Here is a 14,634-nt window from a genome sequence, read left to right as displayed (position 1 = left end):
CAGGGAAGGCGACCGTTTTCGGCGGGCAGGGTGAATGCGGGGACGTTGGGGGGCGGCCCCCGGGCCATCCTGATTGAGTGAGGCGTGTTTCGCATCGGGATCACCGGGACGCCCCCCGGTGATGACAGAGGAGGAGGCGAGGGCAACGGGTGAAAAGCGCGCCGCTGTCCTGGCCGGCCTTGTGCCGGCCGTCTCGATGAGTGGAGGCCTCCCCGGACAGGCGCTACGAGCGTCAGTGCTTAGAGATTTTCTCGTCCGGCGAAGCGTGAACCGCAGGGATATCGACGACCTTGGCCGTCTTCCGGGCGGCCTTCGGCTTGCTCTCGGCCTGAGAAGAGGGGGCCTTCGCTTTCTTGGCGGCGGCTTTGCGTTTTGCCTTGGGCTTCTTCTCCGTTTCCGGCTCGCCCATGAGGGAAGCCGGGAGGAGATGGCGGGACGCCTCGGTCACGACCCCCGCAAGAGCCCCGGCAGCCGAGTAAACCGCATCCTTTGCGGCGCCGGCGAAATGCGTTTCGGAAGCCGCTGCGCTTTTCTTGCCCGGGCGCTTCTTGGTCAGGGCACCAGCCGCGGCGGTAGCCGCAGCCATGAGGGCGTCCGCGAGGAGTTCGCGCCCATGCTGGGTGGTCATCAGCGCTTTGAGGGGGGCGAATTTGCGCAGGCCTTTCGGCAGCTTCTTATCCGTTTTCTTTTCCTCATTGCCAGCGTTCTTCTTCGACTTGGCCTTCGCCATAATGGTCTCCTGATGGGCGCGGAACTGAAGGAAAACGCGCAGACAAGCTTAAGAGTTCCTGCTTAACTCTCTGTAGCATGTGTGGCTATGCGGGTGGCTTAACGCTCAACCAGCTCGTGTTTCCGCTCGTCCGGCAGCTCGCCCCAAATGCACATTCGCAGCACGAAATAGGAGCCGTAGTGGCCCCGTCGCGAGGCGGGAATGCAGCGGCGGCGGATGTCGTCGGGCAGAAAATCCCATCGCGCTTTGACCAAGGAGTAGGATTTTTGCTCCTGGCTGAGACAACCCTCGTGGATGGCTTTCGCTTCCTGCTTGTTCAAGGTCGCGGCGAAGGCGCACCATTCCTTGATCGCGTATTGGGGGAGAGCCGGGGGCGCAGCGAAGGCGCTTGGCGCTCCAAGCGCAAGCAATGCCAGAGTCCAGACGCCAACGGCCGTCCGCACGGGAGCCCCCTATCCCAATGGAAGCTCAAGCTTATTGGGATAGGGTATTACGTCAAGAGAAATGCCGCGCCAAAACCTCGCGCACGGCCTCGACGATCTCGGCTTCAGCAGCCGAAAATTGCGCCGGACGCGCTGATTTCCACTCGGCGTTGGAGGCGATGGCGTCGGCTGCCTTCGCGCCCTCGATCAGGTCCTTGATCTCGACCTCACCACGCTCGCGCTCGTTCGAGCCCTGAATGATGACACAAGGGCTCTGGCGCTTGTCGGCATATTTCATCTGCGCCTTCATGCCGGACGAACCGAGATAAAGCTCAGCGCGGATGCCAGCCTGGCGCAGGGTCGAGACCATGCGCTGGTAGGCGGCGATCTGGTCCTTGTCCATGACGAGAACCACCACGGGACCGGGCTGCTCCTGGCCGGAGACGATGGGGCTTTTCACCATGCGAAGCGCCGAGAACAGGCGCGACACGCCAATCGAGAAGCCCGTCGCCGGAACCGGCTCGGAGCGGAAACGGCCCACGAGCCCGTCATAACGCCCACCGCCGCCGACCGAGCCGAACCGCACGGGGCGTCCGTCCTCGTCCGTGACGGTGAAGGTGAGTTCCGCCTCGTAGACCGGGCCGGTGTAGTATTCGAGGCCGCGCACGACGGACGGGTCGATGATCACGCGGTCTTCGTAGCGCGAGGCCGCGACGAGGGTCCCGATCTCGGCGAGTTCGTTCGCGCCTTCCTCGCCCCGCGCAGACCCGGCAACGACCTTGCGCAGGTTGGCGATGGTGTCGGCGAAAGTCGCGCCCCGGGCATCCACGAACGAAAGCACCCGGTCGATGGCGTCAGGCCCGAGCCCCGCGCCCTTGGTAAAGTCGCCGCTCTCGTCCTTGCGGCCGGGCCCGAGCAGAAGGCGCACGCCGTCCGGCCCCAAACGATCCAGCTTGTCGATGGCGCGCAGCACCGTCAGGCGCTGGTTTGCTTGTGTCTCGCCGCCAAGGCCAATGGTCTCCAGCACGCCGTCGAGAACCTTGCGGTTGTTGACCTTGATGACATAGTCGCCGCGCTTGATGCCGACTTTTTCGAGCGTGTCGGCGGCCATCATGCAGATTTCCGCATCCGCTGCGACGGAAGCCGCGCCCACCGTGTCGGCGTCGAACTGCATGAACTGGCGGAAGCGGCCCGGTCCCGGCTTCTCGTTGCGGAAAACCCAGCCGGCGCGGTAGCTGCGATAGGGCTTCGGCAGGGCGTCGAAATTCTCGGCCACATAGCGCGCCAGCGGCGCGGTCAGGTCGTAGCGCAGGGACAGCCACTGCTCGTCGTCGTCCTGAAACGAGAACACGCCTTCATTCGGGCGGTCCTGGTCCGGCAGGAACTTGCCGAGCGCGTCGGTGTATTCGACGAAGGGCGTTTCCACCCCCTCGAAACCGTAGAGCTCATAGGATTCGCGGATTGCTGCGAGCATCCGCTCGGTCGCCGCCAGCTCGGAGGGACCACGGTCGGCGAAGCCGCGCGGCGCGCGAGCCTTCAATTTGTCGGCTTTGGACATGGGTCGAGATGCAGTCTGTTGGTGAGAAAACGTGCTCGGGTCCTAAACCGCAAAGCGCTGAGGGGCAAGGTTTGCTTGAGGCCAGCGACAGTTGCTCAGCCGCCGCTGTCATCCCCCGCCGGAGCGAAGCGGAGGCGAAGGGGATCCATGGGCGTGACGCCCGAAGGTGGATCGCCTTCCCTCGCTGCGCTCGCCGGGGATGACACCCCGGGGGCCGTCTCAAACGTTTTTCGGACCCAGGTCGATCTGCCGTCTGGTTTCGAGAATGCGGAAGCCCGCCGCCTCATAGGCACGGCAGGCCGGGACATTGTCCGCCGTGGTCGCGAGGACGAGGGTCCGAACCCCTTCCTGCGCGAAGACCCAGCCGAGATGATGGGCGAGGCGGCGGGCATACCCGCGTCCCCGCTGGTCGGGCCGCGTCAGAAAATCGCCGATCAGGGCGGTATCTCCATGGCACGCGATGGTTCCCGCCGTGGCGACGATGTCGCCCGCATGGAAGAGGGCGACGAACGGCAGGGTCAGCATCCATTCGGAAAAGGCGTTGCGCGGGTAGTGCGTCTGCATGAAGCGGGTGACGGCGTGCGCGTCGTCAGCCCCCAGGCGGCGAGCATCCGGGTCGGCGGCTTCCGCGCCTAATTTTCGCCCATAGACGTGCATGTCACGCGCTTCGATCAACCGATGGCCGTACCGCGACCGCAGGATGGCTTCATGGGCCGGTTCGAGATGAAGCTCGGTGGCCGATGGCGATGCGAGGCCGAGGGCCAGTTCATCCGGCCGTAACGTTCCGATGGCGGTCACGACGACGAGCTGATCGAAGGCGATCCCGAGCAACGCCCCGGCCCGGTCCTGGCCGAGGTAGGCGGAACGGTTGTCGATGCCGTTTTCGAGATCGGCCAGGGCCGCCTCGAAATACAAACGAAACAGCGGCTTGTCCCGCAGAAACGAGCCAAGCCACTGTCTGTCGTGAGACGAGAGGGCGGAGGTTGGACGCAACACGAAGGCCGCCCCAGTCTAGCCGTTATGCTACCGCGCGGATCACCTTGCCGAGCTTGTCGGCGATTTCGCCGATCTGGTTCTCGGTGATGATGAGCGGCGGCGACAGGGCGATGGTGTCGCCGGTGATGCGCATCATCAGGTCGTATTCGTTGAAACCGCGATCCATGGCCTCGAAGGCGCGCGCGCCGACCGCATCGGGACGCGAGGCGAGATCGATGGCGCCCACAAGACCGATGGTGCGGATGTCGAGCACGTTCGGCAGGCCTTTCAACGAATGGATCGCGTCGGCCCAGATCGGCTCCAGGGTCTTCGCGCGCTCGAACAGCTTCTCGTCGCGGTAGATGTCCTGTGCCGCCAGCGTCGCCGCGCAGGCGAGCGGGTGGCCGGAATAGGTGTAGCCGTGGAACAGTTCGATCGCGTTTTCCGGCCCCTTCATGAAGGCGTCGTAGATGCCCTGGCGCACCAGCACGCCGCCCATCGGCACGGTGCCCGAATTCACGCCCTTGGCGAAGGTGATCATGTCGGGGATCACGCCATAGCGTTCCGCCGCAAACGCGGTGCCGAGACGTCCGAAGCCGGAAATGACTTCGTCGAAAATCAGCAGGATGCCGTATTTGTCGCAGATCTGGCGCAGGCGCTGGAGATAGCCCTTCGGTGGCGGCAGCACGCCGGTCGAACCGGCCATGGGCTCGACGATGACGGCAGCGATGGTCGAGGCGTCATGGAGCGCGACGATGCGCTCCAGGTCGTCCGCCAGATGCGCGCCCCATTCGGGCTCTCCGCGCGAAAACGCCTGCTCGGCGCGGTTATAGGTGTGCGGCAGATGATCGACGCCCGCGAGCAGGGTGCCGAAGAACTGCCGGTTCTTGACGATGCCGCCGACCGAAATGCCGCCGAAGCCGACGCCGTGATAGCCGCGCTCGCGACCGATCAGCCGGGTGCGGCTGCCCTGGCCCGAAACGTTCCAATAGGCGAGCGCGATCTTCAGAGCGGTGTCGACCGCCTCCGAGCCGGAATTGCAGAAGAAGACATGGTTCAGGTCGCCGGGCGCGAGCTGGGCGATGCGCGAGGCGGCCGCAAAACCCGCCGAATGGCCGAACTGGAAGGCCGGCGAATAATCGAGATCGGCCGCCTGGTTCTGGATGGCGGCGGTAATCTGATCGCGGTTATGGCCCGCATTGCAGCACCACAGGCCCGCCGCGCCGTCGATCACGGCGCGTCCATCCGGGGTGTAATAGTGCATGTCCTTGGCACGGGCGATCATGCGCGGGCGCTGCTTGAAGGAACGGTTCGCCGTGAAGGGAAGCCACCAGGCTTCCAGATCGTTCGGCGCGGATAGGTCGTGAGCGGCCCTGGATGATTGAGCGGTCATGAAAGTCCTCGGACATGGATTCTGGCGACCAACCTAGCAGCCGAAGCAAAGCGCGGCAAAACGACTTTTGCACCAGGAAAGCGGCAATTTTACCTCTTGTAACAAGGCTGCACTTGCGATTGAGGTGCCCCTCCGACAACATCGGTTCACACTGATTCGCCGCCACAAAAGGCGGGATTTCGGGAGCGGGGGCCCCCACGGTGGACATGGCAAAGGCACGACAGATCTTGGAAGGCCGAGGGGCGACATTGGGCGCTCTCTGCACGGCCTCGGCTGTGGTCGTTGTCCTCGGCGCGGTGGCGGTGGACGCGGGTCTCCTCGCGACCTCCATCGCGCTCCTGCATGTGGCGGCCCTTTCCGGCGTGGCCTTCGCCTGGGCGCGGGCGAACGAAGCCTCCAAGGCCGCCCAGAAAGCCTCCGCAGATCTCAGATACGTCGCCAAGCGGCTGATCCGGCTTGAGCAGGACATCATCCGCACCCCCGGCGCGGCGACTCCCGCCATCCGCACCACCATGGCCGAGGTCACGGGTACGGTCGGCTTGCTCGGCGGGGTGGTGCGCGAACTCGCCCGCAACGTCGCGGCGCAAAACCGCGATGTGGCTGATCTCAAGGACAGCCTGAAAGTCTCCACGAAACCCGCCGAGAGCGAGAAACCCGCGCTCAAGATTGCGCCGGAGCCGCGTCCCGTCACGACCCCCGTCGCCGCACGGGAAAAGGCGCAGCCCGAGCCCTCTCTCCTGCCGCAGCCCCGCAAGGAGACCGAGGACGAGATGCGCCGGATGCGGCTGGTCACCCAGGCTTTCGAGGCCGACAGGGTCGAGCTTCACCTGCAACCGGTCGTCGCTTTGCCGCAGCGCAGGGTTCGCTTCTATGAAGCGCTCGCCCGTTTGCGGCTGGCGGATGGGACGCTTCTCGGTCCCGGCGAGTTCCTTCCCGTCCTCGAACGCCTTGGCCGCGCGCCGGAATTCGACCGGCGGGTCATCACACGCACCATCGCCGTGGCGAACCACCTGCTGGCTCGGGGCAGCGAGGCGATCGTCGGCGTCAACCTGTCGCCGCGCTCCGTCAGGGAGCCCGGTTTCCTGCATTCGCTCGTCCGGGTCCTGGATGCCTCGCCAGAGGTGGTGGGCAAAATCGTTCTAGAACTCCCGCAGAGTCTGTGGCGCAGCCTCGATGCGGACCAGAGGCAAGCACTTGCGACCCTGCGCGACCGGGGCGTGCCGATGTCCCTCGATCGGGCCGGCGACCTTGATTTCGATGCCCGCGCGCTTTCCGATCTCGGCGTGCGCTTCCTGAAGCTTCCCGCCGAGCTGATGCTCGCCGCTGCCGAACAGGATGAAGGTTCGGCCTACGATCTCGGCGTGCGCGATTTCGCCTCCATCCTGCGCCGCGAGGGCATCAAGTTGGTCGCCGAACGCGTCGAGCGCGAGGAGATCGTGCCGGCTCTCGTCGATCTCGGCGTTCCGCTGGCGCAAGGCTTCGTCTTCGCCGCCCCCCGCGCGATCCGGTCAGAAGTCTTGGGGGAACCGGGCGCAGAAAAGGCATCCTCGCCCGCTGGCGACAGACCTGCCATGCGCCGCGCCGGTTGACTTCTTTGTTCATGTCTCCTTGAAACATGAACGAACTCTAGCCCGCGAGATCTCATGACCGCCTCTCTTCGCCCCGCCCTCGTCGACGGCCTGCAACCCTTGGCCGACCGCTACGACCTCGTCCTGTGCGACGTGTGGGGCGTGCTGCACAACGGCATCAAGGCTTATGAGACCGCAAGCGAGGCCCTGACGCGCTTTCGCGAGCGTGGAGGCCGGGTCGTCCTGGTCTCCAACGCGCCCCGCCCCGGGGCGTCCGTCGGGACACAGCTCGACGGTTTCGGGGTTCCTCGCACCGCTTACGACGCCATCGTTACCTCTGGTGATCTGACTCGCCTTGCCATCGAGGAGCGCGTCGACAAGGTCGTGCATCACATCGGCCCTGCCCGCGACATGCCGATTTATGACGGTCTCAATATCCGCTTCGGCTCCATCGCGGAGGCGGAATACGTGGTGTGCTCCGGCTTCGAGAATGACGAGCTGGAGACGGTCGAGGATTACCGCCCCCGGCTCGAGGCGATGCTCAAGCGCGAGCTCTGGATGGTCTGCGCCAATCCCGATCTCATCGTGGAACGGGGCAACACCATCGTGCCTTGCGCCGGAGCGCTCGGAGTCGCTTACGAAGAGATGGGCGGCGACGTCTATTATGCGGGAAAGCCCCATGCACCGATCTATGACCGGGCGATCGCGGTCGCGGCGGCCCTCAACGGACGCCCCATCGCCAAGGAGCGGGTGCTCGCCATCGGCGATGCGATCCGAACCGACATTGCGGGCGCGGCAGGCTTCGGCATCGACTCGCTCCTGATCGCACGCGGCATCCACGCCGAGGAGCTGAAGGCCCATCACGGCCCGCTCGTCTCTGAGCACGTGCAGGATTGGGTCGACCTCCAACCGGTCAAGCCGCAGGCGATCACGGGCGTGTTGTCCTGGGCGGCCTAAAGCCCTTCTGCCACCTCTTTTTGTCGTCACCGGCCTCGTGCTGGTGATCCCGATGCGGCTGGCTTGGTTTCATCGAGATGGCCGACACCATGCCCGGCCATGACAAGCGGGGTGCGGCGCTCTACCTCTGTCTCATTACCGGCCGCGCGGTCACGGATGAACGCCGAACCCGCGGGACCGTCCATCCATGACAGGGAAGGAAGACGCATTTGCTTCATCCCTTGACCCTGGGGCCGGATTTCGACAGGGTCGCGGCCATTGAAAGCCCGTCCTGATCCCGATGTCCGCCGAAACAGAAACGCTCCCTGAACCTCCCCCCTTCGTGGTCTGCCGCGAGGGCGATCCCGTGCCGGAGAGTATGAAAGGGGCCATCGCGGCCATCGGCAATTTCGATGGGGTGCATCGCGGTCATCGCTACCTGATCGACATGGCCGTGGTGGCGGAAAATCGCGGCGTGGTCGTGACCTTCGAGCCGCATCCGCGCTCCTTCTTCCAACCGGATCGCCCCTTGTTCCGCATCACGCCGGAGCCGGTGAAGCTCGCGATCCTCTCGCGTCTGGGTCTCGCAGGCGTTTTCCTGTGGCGCTTCGATCAGACAGTCGCCACCCTGACCGCAGAGCAATTCGTCGATCTCCTGGCGAACGAATTCAAGATCGCGGGCGTCGTGGTCGGCCATGATTTTCATTTCGGCCGCGGCCGCGAGGGCAATCCGGCGCGGATGCTGGAATTGTGCAAGGCGCGCGGTCTCGAATGCCTGATCGCGCCCGCGGTGACGGAGGACGAAGAGCCGATTTCGTCCAGCGCCATCCGGGTCGCGCTCGAAGCGGGTGACATCGTCGAGGCCAACCGGCTTCTCGGCTATCGCTGGTTCGTGCGCGCAGAAGTGCGCCATGGCGACAAGCGCGGGCGCGACCTTGGCTATCCCACCGCGAATATGCGTCTTTCCGACGATTGCCGCCTGCGCCACGGCATCTATGCGGTCCGCGCGAATGTGGGCGGTCGCCTCGTCGACGGCGTCGCGAGCTTCGGCCGCCGCCCGACCTTCGACAATGGCGCGCCGCTGTTCGAGACATTCCTGTTCGATTTCTCCGGCGACCTCTACGGCCGGACCCTCGAGGTGGAATTCGTCGGCTGGATTCGCGGCGAGGAAAAATTCGACAGCGTCGAGGCGCTGATCGCGCAGATGGACCGGGATTCGGCGGAGGCGAAGCGCCTGCTCGCCGAGGACAGGACCGCGTCGATGATCGGTGTGTGACGCCATTCTTCACCTCTCCCCGAGGGAGAGGGGGCTCTGCGCGTTGCCACCCTCACGCCGCCTTCAACTTCCGCGCCGCAGCCGCGTAGCCGCCCATCGCGCCATCGACGAAATGGATGTGGTCGCTGCGGGTGGCGGAGGGCACGAAGCAGGTCATTAAAGCCGAAGCCTGCCGGTGCAGCCCAAAGCGCGCGATGCCTTGCCGCTGTGCTTCCGAGAGCAGGTCCTCCAGACGGTCGGCAAGGGCGGGCGTGCAATCGAGCGTCATGCGCAGGCCGTCGTCGAATTTGCGGAAATCCGTGTTCTCGACCAGCTGGCGGCGATAGCGCGCCGGATCGAACCCGCCGATCGGCATGCCGAGCTTGAGGATCAGGAACGACAGCAGACGCCGCACCGCGAGCGCGGCATAGACGAGCGGGCGCGGCCCCGTCATGCCTTTCGCTTCCATGGCGAAGCGGTTGAAGGGCCCGCTCATGCCGGGCCCGCCTTCGGGCATCGGCCGCCCGGCCTCTGTCCGGTTCTCCGAGAGGGACAGGATGTCGCGGACGAGATCGTTGAAGGCGCTCGTCTCCGCCGTCCGACCGGGAACGACGATCAGTGAGAGGATGACGCCACGTTCCGCCCGAATTTCGTCGAAACGGCAGGACAGGCCGGTTAGGTCCGGCAGCGTCCCGGGCGCGGCGGGCGGAACCGCATAGGCCCCTTCCTTTATCCGCCGTTCCGCATAGGCCATGCCGCCGCCTGAAAACATGGCATAGGTTACATCCACCGAGGCGGCGAACCGGGCGATGCGCACATCATGGCCCTGCTCGCGCACCTCTGCGACGGGAACGAGCGCGACGCGCAATTCAAGCGAAAACGAGTCCCGAACCCAGGCCGCGACGGCTGATAGCGCTTCCCGTGCGAGATCGGTGTGGGACGGAGGCAGGGCGAAGCTTGCCCCGTCGCCGCCGAAAACGAAGGGAAAGTCGTTGCCGCCCAAGCCATTGGCGATGGCCGCGATGACGGCGGCGGCGGCGGTGTTGACCTCCTTGTAGCGTCCGGTCTCGATCGCGGTGGTCGAGCGCACGATATCGGCGAGGCCCAGGATCCAATCGTCCGGCAGGGGCGTGTAGATGTCCGGATCGGTCAGTTGCGAAAACATGCCAAAGACGGGCAACCGGTCATAGAATCCGGTCGCGTCGGGCCTGTCCGCCGTGGCTACGCTCGTCTCCATGAAGGCCCGCTCTGCCGAAGGATCTCCCCCGGGCAAATGGGGCTGGGGCGCTCGTCAGGCAAGCGGTTTGCCTTCGGGCGCGCCCCGGTCGAGGAGGTCGGGCAGGGGCTCGCCCTCGGCAATGAACCGCATCGAGGCCGAGTTCATGCAATAGCGCTCGCCCGTGGGCGGCGGGCCGTCGTCAAACACATGGCCGAGATGGCCCTCGCAGCGGGCGCAGCGGATTTCCGTGCGCACCATGCCGTAGCTCGTGTCGCGGATGAAGGCGATGTGCTCGCGGTCGATGGGATCGAAGAAGCTCGGCCAGCCGGTGCCGGATTCGAACTTCGCGCCGGAACGGAAGAAGGGCAGGCCGCAGAGGCGGCAGACATAGGTGCCGGCGTTCTTCGCCGCGTTGAACACGCCGCAGAAGGGGCGCTCCGTGCCGTGGTCGAGCATAACCCGGCGCTCTTCATCGTCCAGGTCCGCCGCGAGCGTTGCGAATTGCTCCTGGCTTGGCGGGGTCAGATCAAAGCCCGCCTTGGAGCGCTGTCCTGCCGGAATGGTCGTATGAGCCATGGGTCGATCCTTTAGAGCATTTCCCGCAGAAGTGGGATCCGGTTCTGCGCGAGACAAATGCGGCAAAATAAGCGTTTCTAGAGCGTATTCCGTTTCTCTCGGGATGCGCTCGCGTTCCCGTCCCGGACGACACGGCCCGGGCGGGTTTGTTCTATCCTTAAATAGGTGCCTGTCACCAGAATCGCTACGCTTTATTATCCCGCGCGGCGCTGCTAAAAGGCTTGCCATGTCCATGGTTTTTCAGGCTTCCCGCGCAATTCTCATCCGCGCCTCGCGAATTATAGGCCCGGCCCTCGCGTAATGCGCGAAGGTCCGGGATTTGAGCCGTTTCGCCCCTTCACGAATGCCTGATGCGCCCGGTCACGCGGGCCATCTTCATCAAGACCGATTGACCGTCATGACCGATAAGACAGACGCCCCCGCGCGCGATTATTCCGAAACGCTGTTTCTGCCGCAGACCGAGTTCCCGATGCGCGCGGGCCTGCCTCAGCGCGAGCCAGAGCTGCTCAAACGCTGGCATGAGAACAAGCTCTACGAGCGCCTGCGCGAGGTCCAGAAAGGCCGGCCGCGCTTCGTGCTGCACGATGGGCCTCCCTATGCCAACGGCAACATCCATATCGGCCACTCGCTCAACAAGATCCTGAAGGACATGGTCGTCCGCTCTCAAGGTATGCTTGGCTTCGATTCCAACTACGTGCCCGGCTGGGATTGCCACGGCCTGCCGATCGAGTGGAAAATCGAGGAGGAGTATCGCGCCAAGGGCAAGAACAAGGACGACGTGCCCGTCGTCGAGTTCCGCCGCGAGTGCCGCGCCTTCGCCGAGAAGTGGATCGACGTGCAGCGCGAGGAGTTCAAGCGCCTCGGCGTCGAGGGCGACTGGTCTCACCCCTACGCCACGATGTCCTATGATGCCGAAGCGCAGATCGCGCGCGAGATCATGAGCTTCGCGACATCCGACCAGCTCTATCGCGGCTCGAAGCCGGTGATGTGGTCGTCGGTGGAGAAGACCGCGCTTGCCGAGGCCGAGGTCGAGTATCACGAGAAAACCTCGACCACGATCTGGGTGAAATTCGCCATCACCAACACCCTCGACGGCGATCTCGAAGGGGCCTCCGTCGTCATCTGGACGACGACTCCCTGGACGATCCCGGCGAACCGCGCCATCGCGTTCGGTTCGGACATCGCCTACGGCCTCTACAAGGTCACGGAGGCGGCTGCCGACAATTGGGCCAAGGTCGGCGAGCGTTTCGTGCTCGCCGACAAGCTCGCGGCGGACGTGTTCGCGGCTGCCCGCGTTACCGGATACGAGCGCGTCAAGGATGTGCTGCCGGTGATGATCGAGCGCTGCGCGCATCCGTTCCGGGGCCTTGACGGCGCCAACGGCTATTGGGATTTCCAGGTTCCGATGCTGCCCGCCGATTACGTCACCGACGATGCGGGCACGGGCTTCGTGCACACCGCGCCCGGCCACGGCGCGGACGACTACAACACGTTCGTCAAGCACAAGGCGGTGTTCGAGGCCTGCGGCACGCCGCAGGTGCCGCATACGGTTGCGCCGGACTCGTCCTACTTCCCCGATGTGCCGTTCTTCGCGGGCGAGCGCGTTTATGACGACAAGGGCAAGGATGCGGGCGCGAACGAGGCCGTGCTCAAGAAGCTCATGGAAGTCGGCGCGCTGATCGCGCGCGGGCGTCTCAAGCACCAATATCCCCATTCCTGGCGCTCGAAGGGTCCGCTGATCTTCCGCAACACGCCGCAATGGTTCATCGCCATGGACAAGGCGCTCGACGACAAGGGCGACACGCTCCGCCAGCGCGCGCTTCATGCGATCAAGACCGTGGAATGGGTGCCCGCTTCAGGCGAGAACCGCATCACCGGCATGATCGAGAACCGGCCCGATTGGGTGGTGTCGCGCCAGCGCGCCTGGGGCGTGCCGATTGCGGTCTTCGTGAAGAAGGGCACCAACGAGATCCTCAAGGACGAGCGCGTCAACAAGGCCATCGCCGATGCCTTCGAGAAGGAAGGCGCGGATGCGTGGTATGTGGATGACGGTGCGCGCTTCCTGAGGGCCGGCGGTTATGACGTGGCTGACTTCGATAAGGTCGGCGACATTCTCGACGTGTGGTTCGATTCCGGCTGCACGCACGCATTCGCATTGGAGAAGCGCCTCGACTTGCAGGTGAAGCGCAAGGTCGATGGCGGCCCGGATCAGGTCATGTATCTCGAGGGATCGGATCAGCATCGTGGCTGGTTCCACTCATCGCTCCTCGAAAGTTGCGGCACACGCGGCCGCGCGCCTTACGACATCGTGGTCACGCACGGCTTCACGCTCGACGAGAATGGTCGCAAGATGTCGAAGTCGTTGGGCAATACCGTCGCGCCGCAAGATATCATCCGCACGTCCGGCGCCGACATTCTGCGGCTTTGGACTGCTTCCGTCGATTATTGGGACGATCAACGGATCGGCCCGGAAATCATCAAAACGACGGCAGAGACCTACCGCAAGCTGCGCAACACGATCCGCTGGATGCTTGGTTCTCTCGCGCATTTCCACGAGGCCGACAAAGTCGCTTTTTCGGAGATGCCCGAGCTGGAGCGCTTCGTATTCCATCGCCTCAACGAACTCGACGGCGAGATCCGTGAGGCTTACGGAACCTTCGACTACAAGCGCGTGATCGCGCTTTTGAACTCGTTCATGACGACGGATCTGTCGGCGTTCTATTTCGACGTTCGCAAGGACGCGCTCTATTGCGATCCGTTGTCGAGCAAGATCCGCAAGAGCGCGCTCACGGTCATCGACCAGACCTTCCGCTGTGTTGCCACCTGGATCGCGCCGATCCTCGCTTTCTCGGCGGAGGAGGCGTGGCTCGCGCGTTATCCCAACGCCGAGTCCGTGCATCTCGAAACCTTCCCGCAGGTGCCGACCGAGTGGCGCAACGAGGCTTTGGCAGAACGCTGGGCCAAGATCCGCCGCGTCCGCCGCGTCGTCACCGGCGCGCTCGAAATCGAGCGCGCGCAGAAGCGCATCGGCGCGAGCCTCGAGGCCGCGCCCGTCGTCCATATCGCCGACGCTGATCTTCTGCAGGCGGTGCAGGGCCTCGATATGGCTGAGATCTGCATCACCTCCGGCATCAAGATCGTTACGGGTGAGGGACCGGCTGACGCCTTCCGTCTCGATGACGTGAAGGGTGTTTCGGTTGTGCCCGCGCTCGCCGAGGGCCGGAAATGCGCCCGGTCGTGGAAGGTCTCCCCCGATGTCGGCTCCGACACCGATTATCCGGACGTGACCCCGCGCGATGCGGCGGCGTTGCGGGAATGGGACCGGCTGAGGACGGCTGCGGAATGAGCATGACCGAAAATCCGGATCCGTCCGCTCCGATCTCCGTTCCGCCCGAACAGGCAGCGCCGCAACGACCGCGCCCCACGAAAAGCTCCTCGCCATCGAAAGGCGGGGGCAAGCGCCGCACCAAGAAGAGTGGCCTCCCCATCGCCGCCTATCTCGGTTTCGCCGCTGCCCTGATCATCCTCATCCTCGATCAGGCGACGAAGATCTATGGCCTGTTCATCTATGACCTGCCCGTGCGCGAGCCGGTTGCGTTTGGGCCGTTCATCAACCTGATCGTGGTCTGGAATCGCGGCGTTTCCTACGGTCTGTTCCAGCAGAGCACCGAGTTTGGGCGCTGGATGCTCGTTGTCATCTCGATCGTCGCGGCCGTCGGCCTGATCTTCTGGATCCGGCGCACGACGGGCTGGGTTCTGGCGATTTCTCTCGGGCTCATCGTCGGCGGCGCCATCGGCAATGTCATCGACCGCCTCGCCTATGGCGCGGTGTTCGATTTCATCCAGATCTATTTCGGATCGTGGTCCTGGTACGTCTTCAATGTGGCGGATGCGGCCATCGTTGCGGGGGTGATCGGATTGCTTTATGACTCCTTTCTGTTGGAAAAGCGCCGGACGCGGTAGTCTAAACCTCCGAACGTCCGCGCCGCCTTATGTTCGCCC

At 64.5% G+C, this 14,634-nt stretch carries 12 protein-coding genes; 5 read left to right on the top strand and 7 right to left on the bottom strand.

Annotated elements, in window-relative coordinates:
- Positions 1–232: 232 nt before the first annotated feature.
- The 5 genes from I2H38_RS16330 to I2H38_RS16310 all read right to left on the bottom strand — a co-directional run bounded on the left by I2H38_RS16330 (position 233) and on the right by I2H38_RS16310 (position 5,078).
- A complete protein-coding gene (locus tag I2H38_RS16330) occupies positions 233–730 on the bottom strand; it encodes a hypothetical protein (RefSeq protein ID WP_196272937.1) in 498 nt (165 codons plus the stop codon).
- A 98-nt stretch (positions 731–828) separates the two neighbouring features.
- Complete coding sequence (locus I2H38_RS16325; RefSeq protein ID WP_196272936.1) at positions 829–1,173, bottom strand: hypothetical protein; 345 nt, start codon at positions 1,171–1,173, stop codon at positions 829–831.
- Between the two features lie 52 nt (positions 1,174–1,225).
- Positions 1,226–2,710 carry a histidine--tRNA ligase gene (hisS, locus tag I2H38_RS16320; protein WP_196272935.1) on the bottom strand — a complete coding sequence of 495 codons (1,485 nt, stop codon included), beginning with the start codon at positions 2,708–2,710 and terminating at the stop codon, positions 1,226–1,228.
- A gap of 219 nt (positions 2,711–2,929) precedes the next feature.
- Positions 2,930–3,706, bottom strand: coding sequence for a GNAT family N-acetyltransferase (locus I2H38_RS16315; RefSeq protein ID WP_196272934.1), 777 nt, complete (start codon positions 3,704–3,706; stop codon positions 2,930–2,932).
- Positions 3,707–3,728: 22 nt separating this feature from the next.
- Entirely contained in the window at positions 3,729–5,078 is a 1,350-nt protein-coding gene (locus tag I2H38_RS16310; protein WP_196272933.1) for an aspartate aminotransferase family protein, read from the bottom strand.
- Between the two features lie 206 nt (positions 5,079–5,284).
- Between I2H38_RS16310 and I2H38_RS16305 the strand changes: the two genes are divergently transcribed.
- The 3 genes from I2H38_RS16305 to I2H38_RS16295 all read left to right on the top strand — a co-directional run bounded on the left by I2H38_RS16305 (position 5,285) and on the right by I2H38_RS16295 (position 8,858).
- Entirely contained in the window at positions 5,285–6,667 is a 1,383-nt protein-coding gene (locus tag I2H38_RS16305; protein ID WP_196272932.1) for an EAL domain-containing protein, read from the top strand.
- A 54-nt stretch (positions 6,668–6,721) separates the two neighbouring features.
- Positions 6,722–7,603 (top strand): TIGR01459 family HAD-type hydrolase, encoded by an 882-nt coding sequence (locus tag I2H38_RS16300; protein WP_196272931.1) that lies wholly within the window; start codon positions 6,722–6,724, stop codon positions 7,601–7,603.
- 280 nt (positions 7,604–7,883) lie between these two features.
- Complete coding sequence (locus I2H38_RS16295; protein WP_196272930.1) at positions 7,884–8,858, top strand: bifunctional riboflavin kinase/FAD synthetase; 975 nt, start codon at positions 7,884–7,886, stop codon at positions 8,856–8,858.
- A 52-nt stretch (positions 8,859–8,910) separates the two neighbouring features.
- On the opposite strand, the gene I2H38_RS16290 is transcribed toward I2H38_RS16295, so the two are convergent.
- Together I2H38_RS16290 and msrB are read right to left on the bottom strand one after the other, a co-directional pair.
- Positions 8,911–10,074, bottom strand: a complete 1,164-nt coding sequence (locus I2H38_RS16290) for a DUF3095 domain-containing protein (protein WP_196272929.1) — start codon at positions 10,072–10,074, stop codon at positions 8,911–8,913.
- Positions 10,075–10,128: 54 nt separating this feature from the next.
- On the bottom strand, positions 10,129–10,632 hold the full coding sequence (gene msrB, locus I2H38_RS16285; protein ID WP_196272928.1) for a peptide-methionine (R)-S-oxide reductase MsrB: 504 nt from the start codon (positions 10,630–10,632) through the stop codon (positions 10,129–10,131).
- Between the two features lie 397 nt (positions 10,633–11,029).
- Between msrB and ileS the strand changes: the two genes are divergently transcribed.
- Together ileS and lspA are read left to right on the top strand one after the other, a co-directional pair.
- On the top strand, positions 11,030–13,978 hold the full coding sequence (gene ileS, locus I2H38_RS16280; protein WP_196272927.1) for an isoleucine--tRNA ligase: 2,949 nt from the start codon (positions 11,030–11,032) through the stop codon (positions 13,976–13,978).
- A gap of 140 nt (positions 13,979–14,118) precedes the next feature.
- On the top strand, positions 14,119–14,595 hold the full coding sequence (lspA, locus tag I2H38_RS16275; protein ID WP_324617423.1) for a signal peptidase II: 477 nt from the start codon (positions 14,119–14,121) through the stop codon (positions 14,593–14,595).
- Positions 14,596–14,634: the final 39 nt, after the last annotated feature.

Source organism: Microvirga alba (assembly GCF_015694465.1).
Taxonomy (GTDB): domain Bacteria; phylum Pseudomonadota; class Alphaproteobacteria; order Rhizobiales; family Beijerinckiaceae; genus Microvirga; species Microvirga alba.
Note: the sequence above shows the minus strand (reverse complement) of the source record. Positions and strands in the feature narration are given on the sequence as shown.

Bases quoted from the DNA above. Each gene is read 5' to 3' on its own strand.
- I2H38_RS16330 (WP_196272937.1), bottom strand. From the start codon at position 730: ATGGCGAAGGCCAAGTCGAAGAAGAACGCTGGCAATGAGGAAAAGAAA.
- hisS (WP_196272935.1), bottom strand. From the start codon at position 2,710: ATGTCCAAAGCCGACAAATTGAAGGCTCGCGCGCCGCGCGGCTTCGCC.
- I2H38_RS16310 (WP_196272933.1), bottom strand. From the start codon at position 5,078: ATGACCGCTCAATCATCCAGGGCCGCTCACGACCTATCCGCGCCGAAC.
- I2H38_RS16305 (WP_196272932.1), top strand. From the start codon at position 5,285: ATGGCAAAGGCACGACAGATCTTGGAAGGCCGAGGGGCGACATTGGGC.
- I2H38_RS16300 (WP_196272931.1), top strand. From the start codon at position 6,722: ATGACCGCCTCTCTTCGCCCCGCCCTCGTCGACGGCCTGCAACCCTTG.
- I2H38_RS16295 (WP_196272930.1), top strand. From the start codon at position 7,884: ATGTCCGCCGAAACAGAAACGCTCCCTGAACCTCCCCCCTTCGTGGTC.
- I2H38_RS16290 (WP_196272929.1), bottom strand. From the start codon at position 10,074: ATGGAGACGAGCGTAGCCACGGCGGACAGGCCCGACGCGACCGGATTC.
- msrB (WP_196272928.1), bottom strand. From the start codon at position 10,632: ATGGCTCATACGACCATTCCGGCAGGACAGCGCTCCAAGGCGGGCTTT.
- ileS (WP_196272927.1), top strand. From the start codon at position 11,030: ATGACCGATAAGACAGACGCCCCCGCGCGCGATTATTCCGAAACGCTG.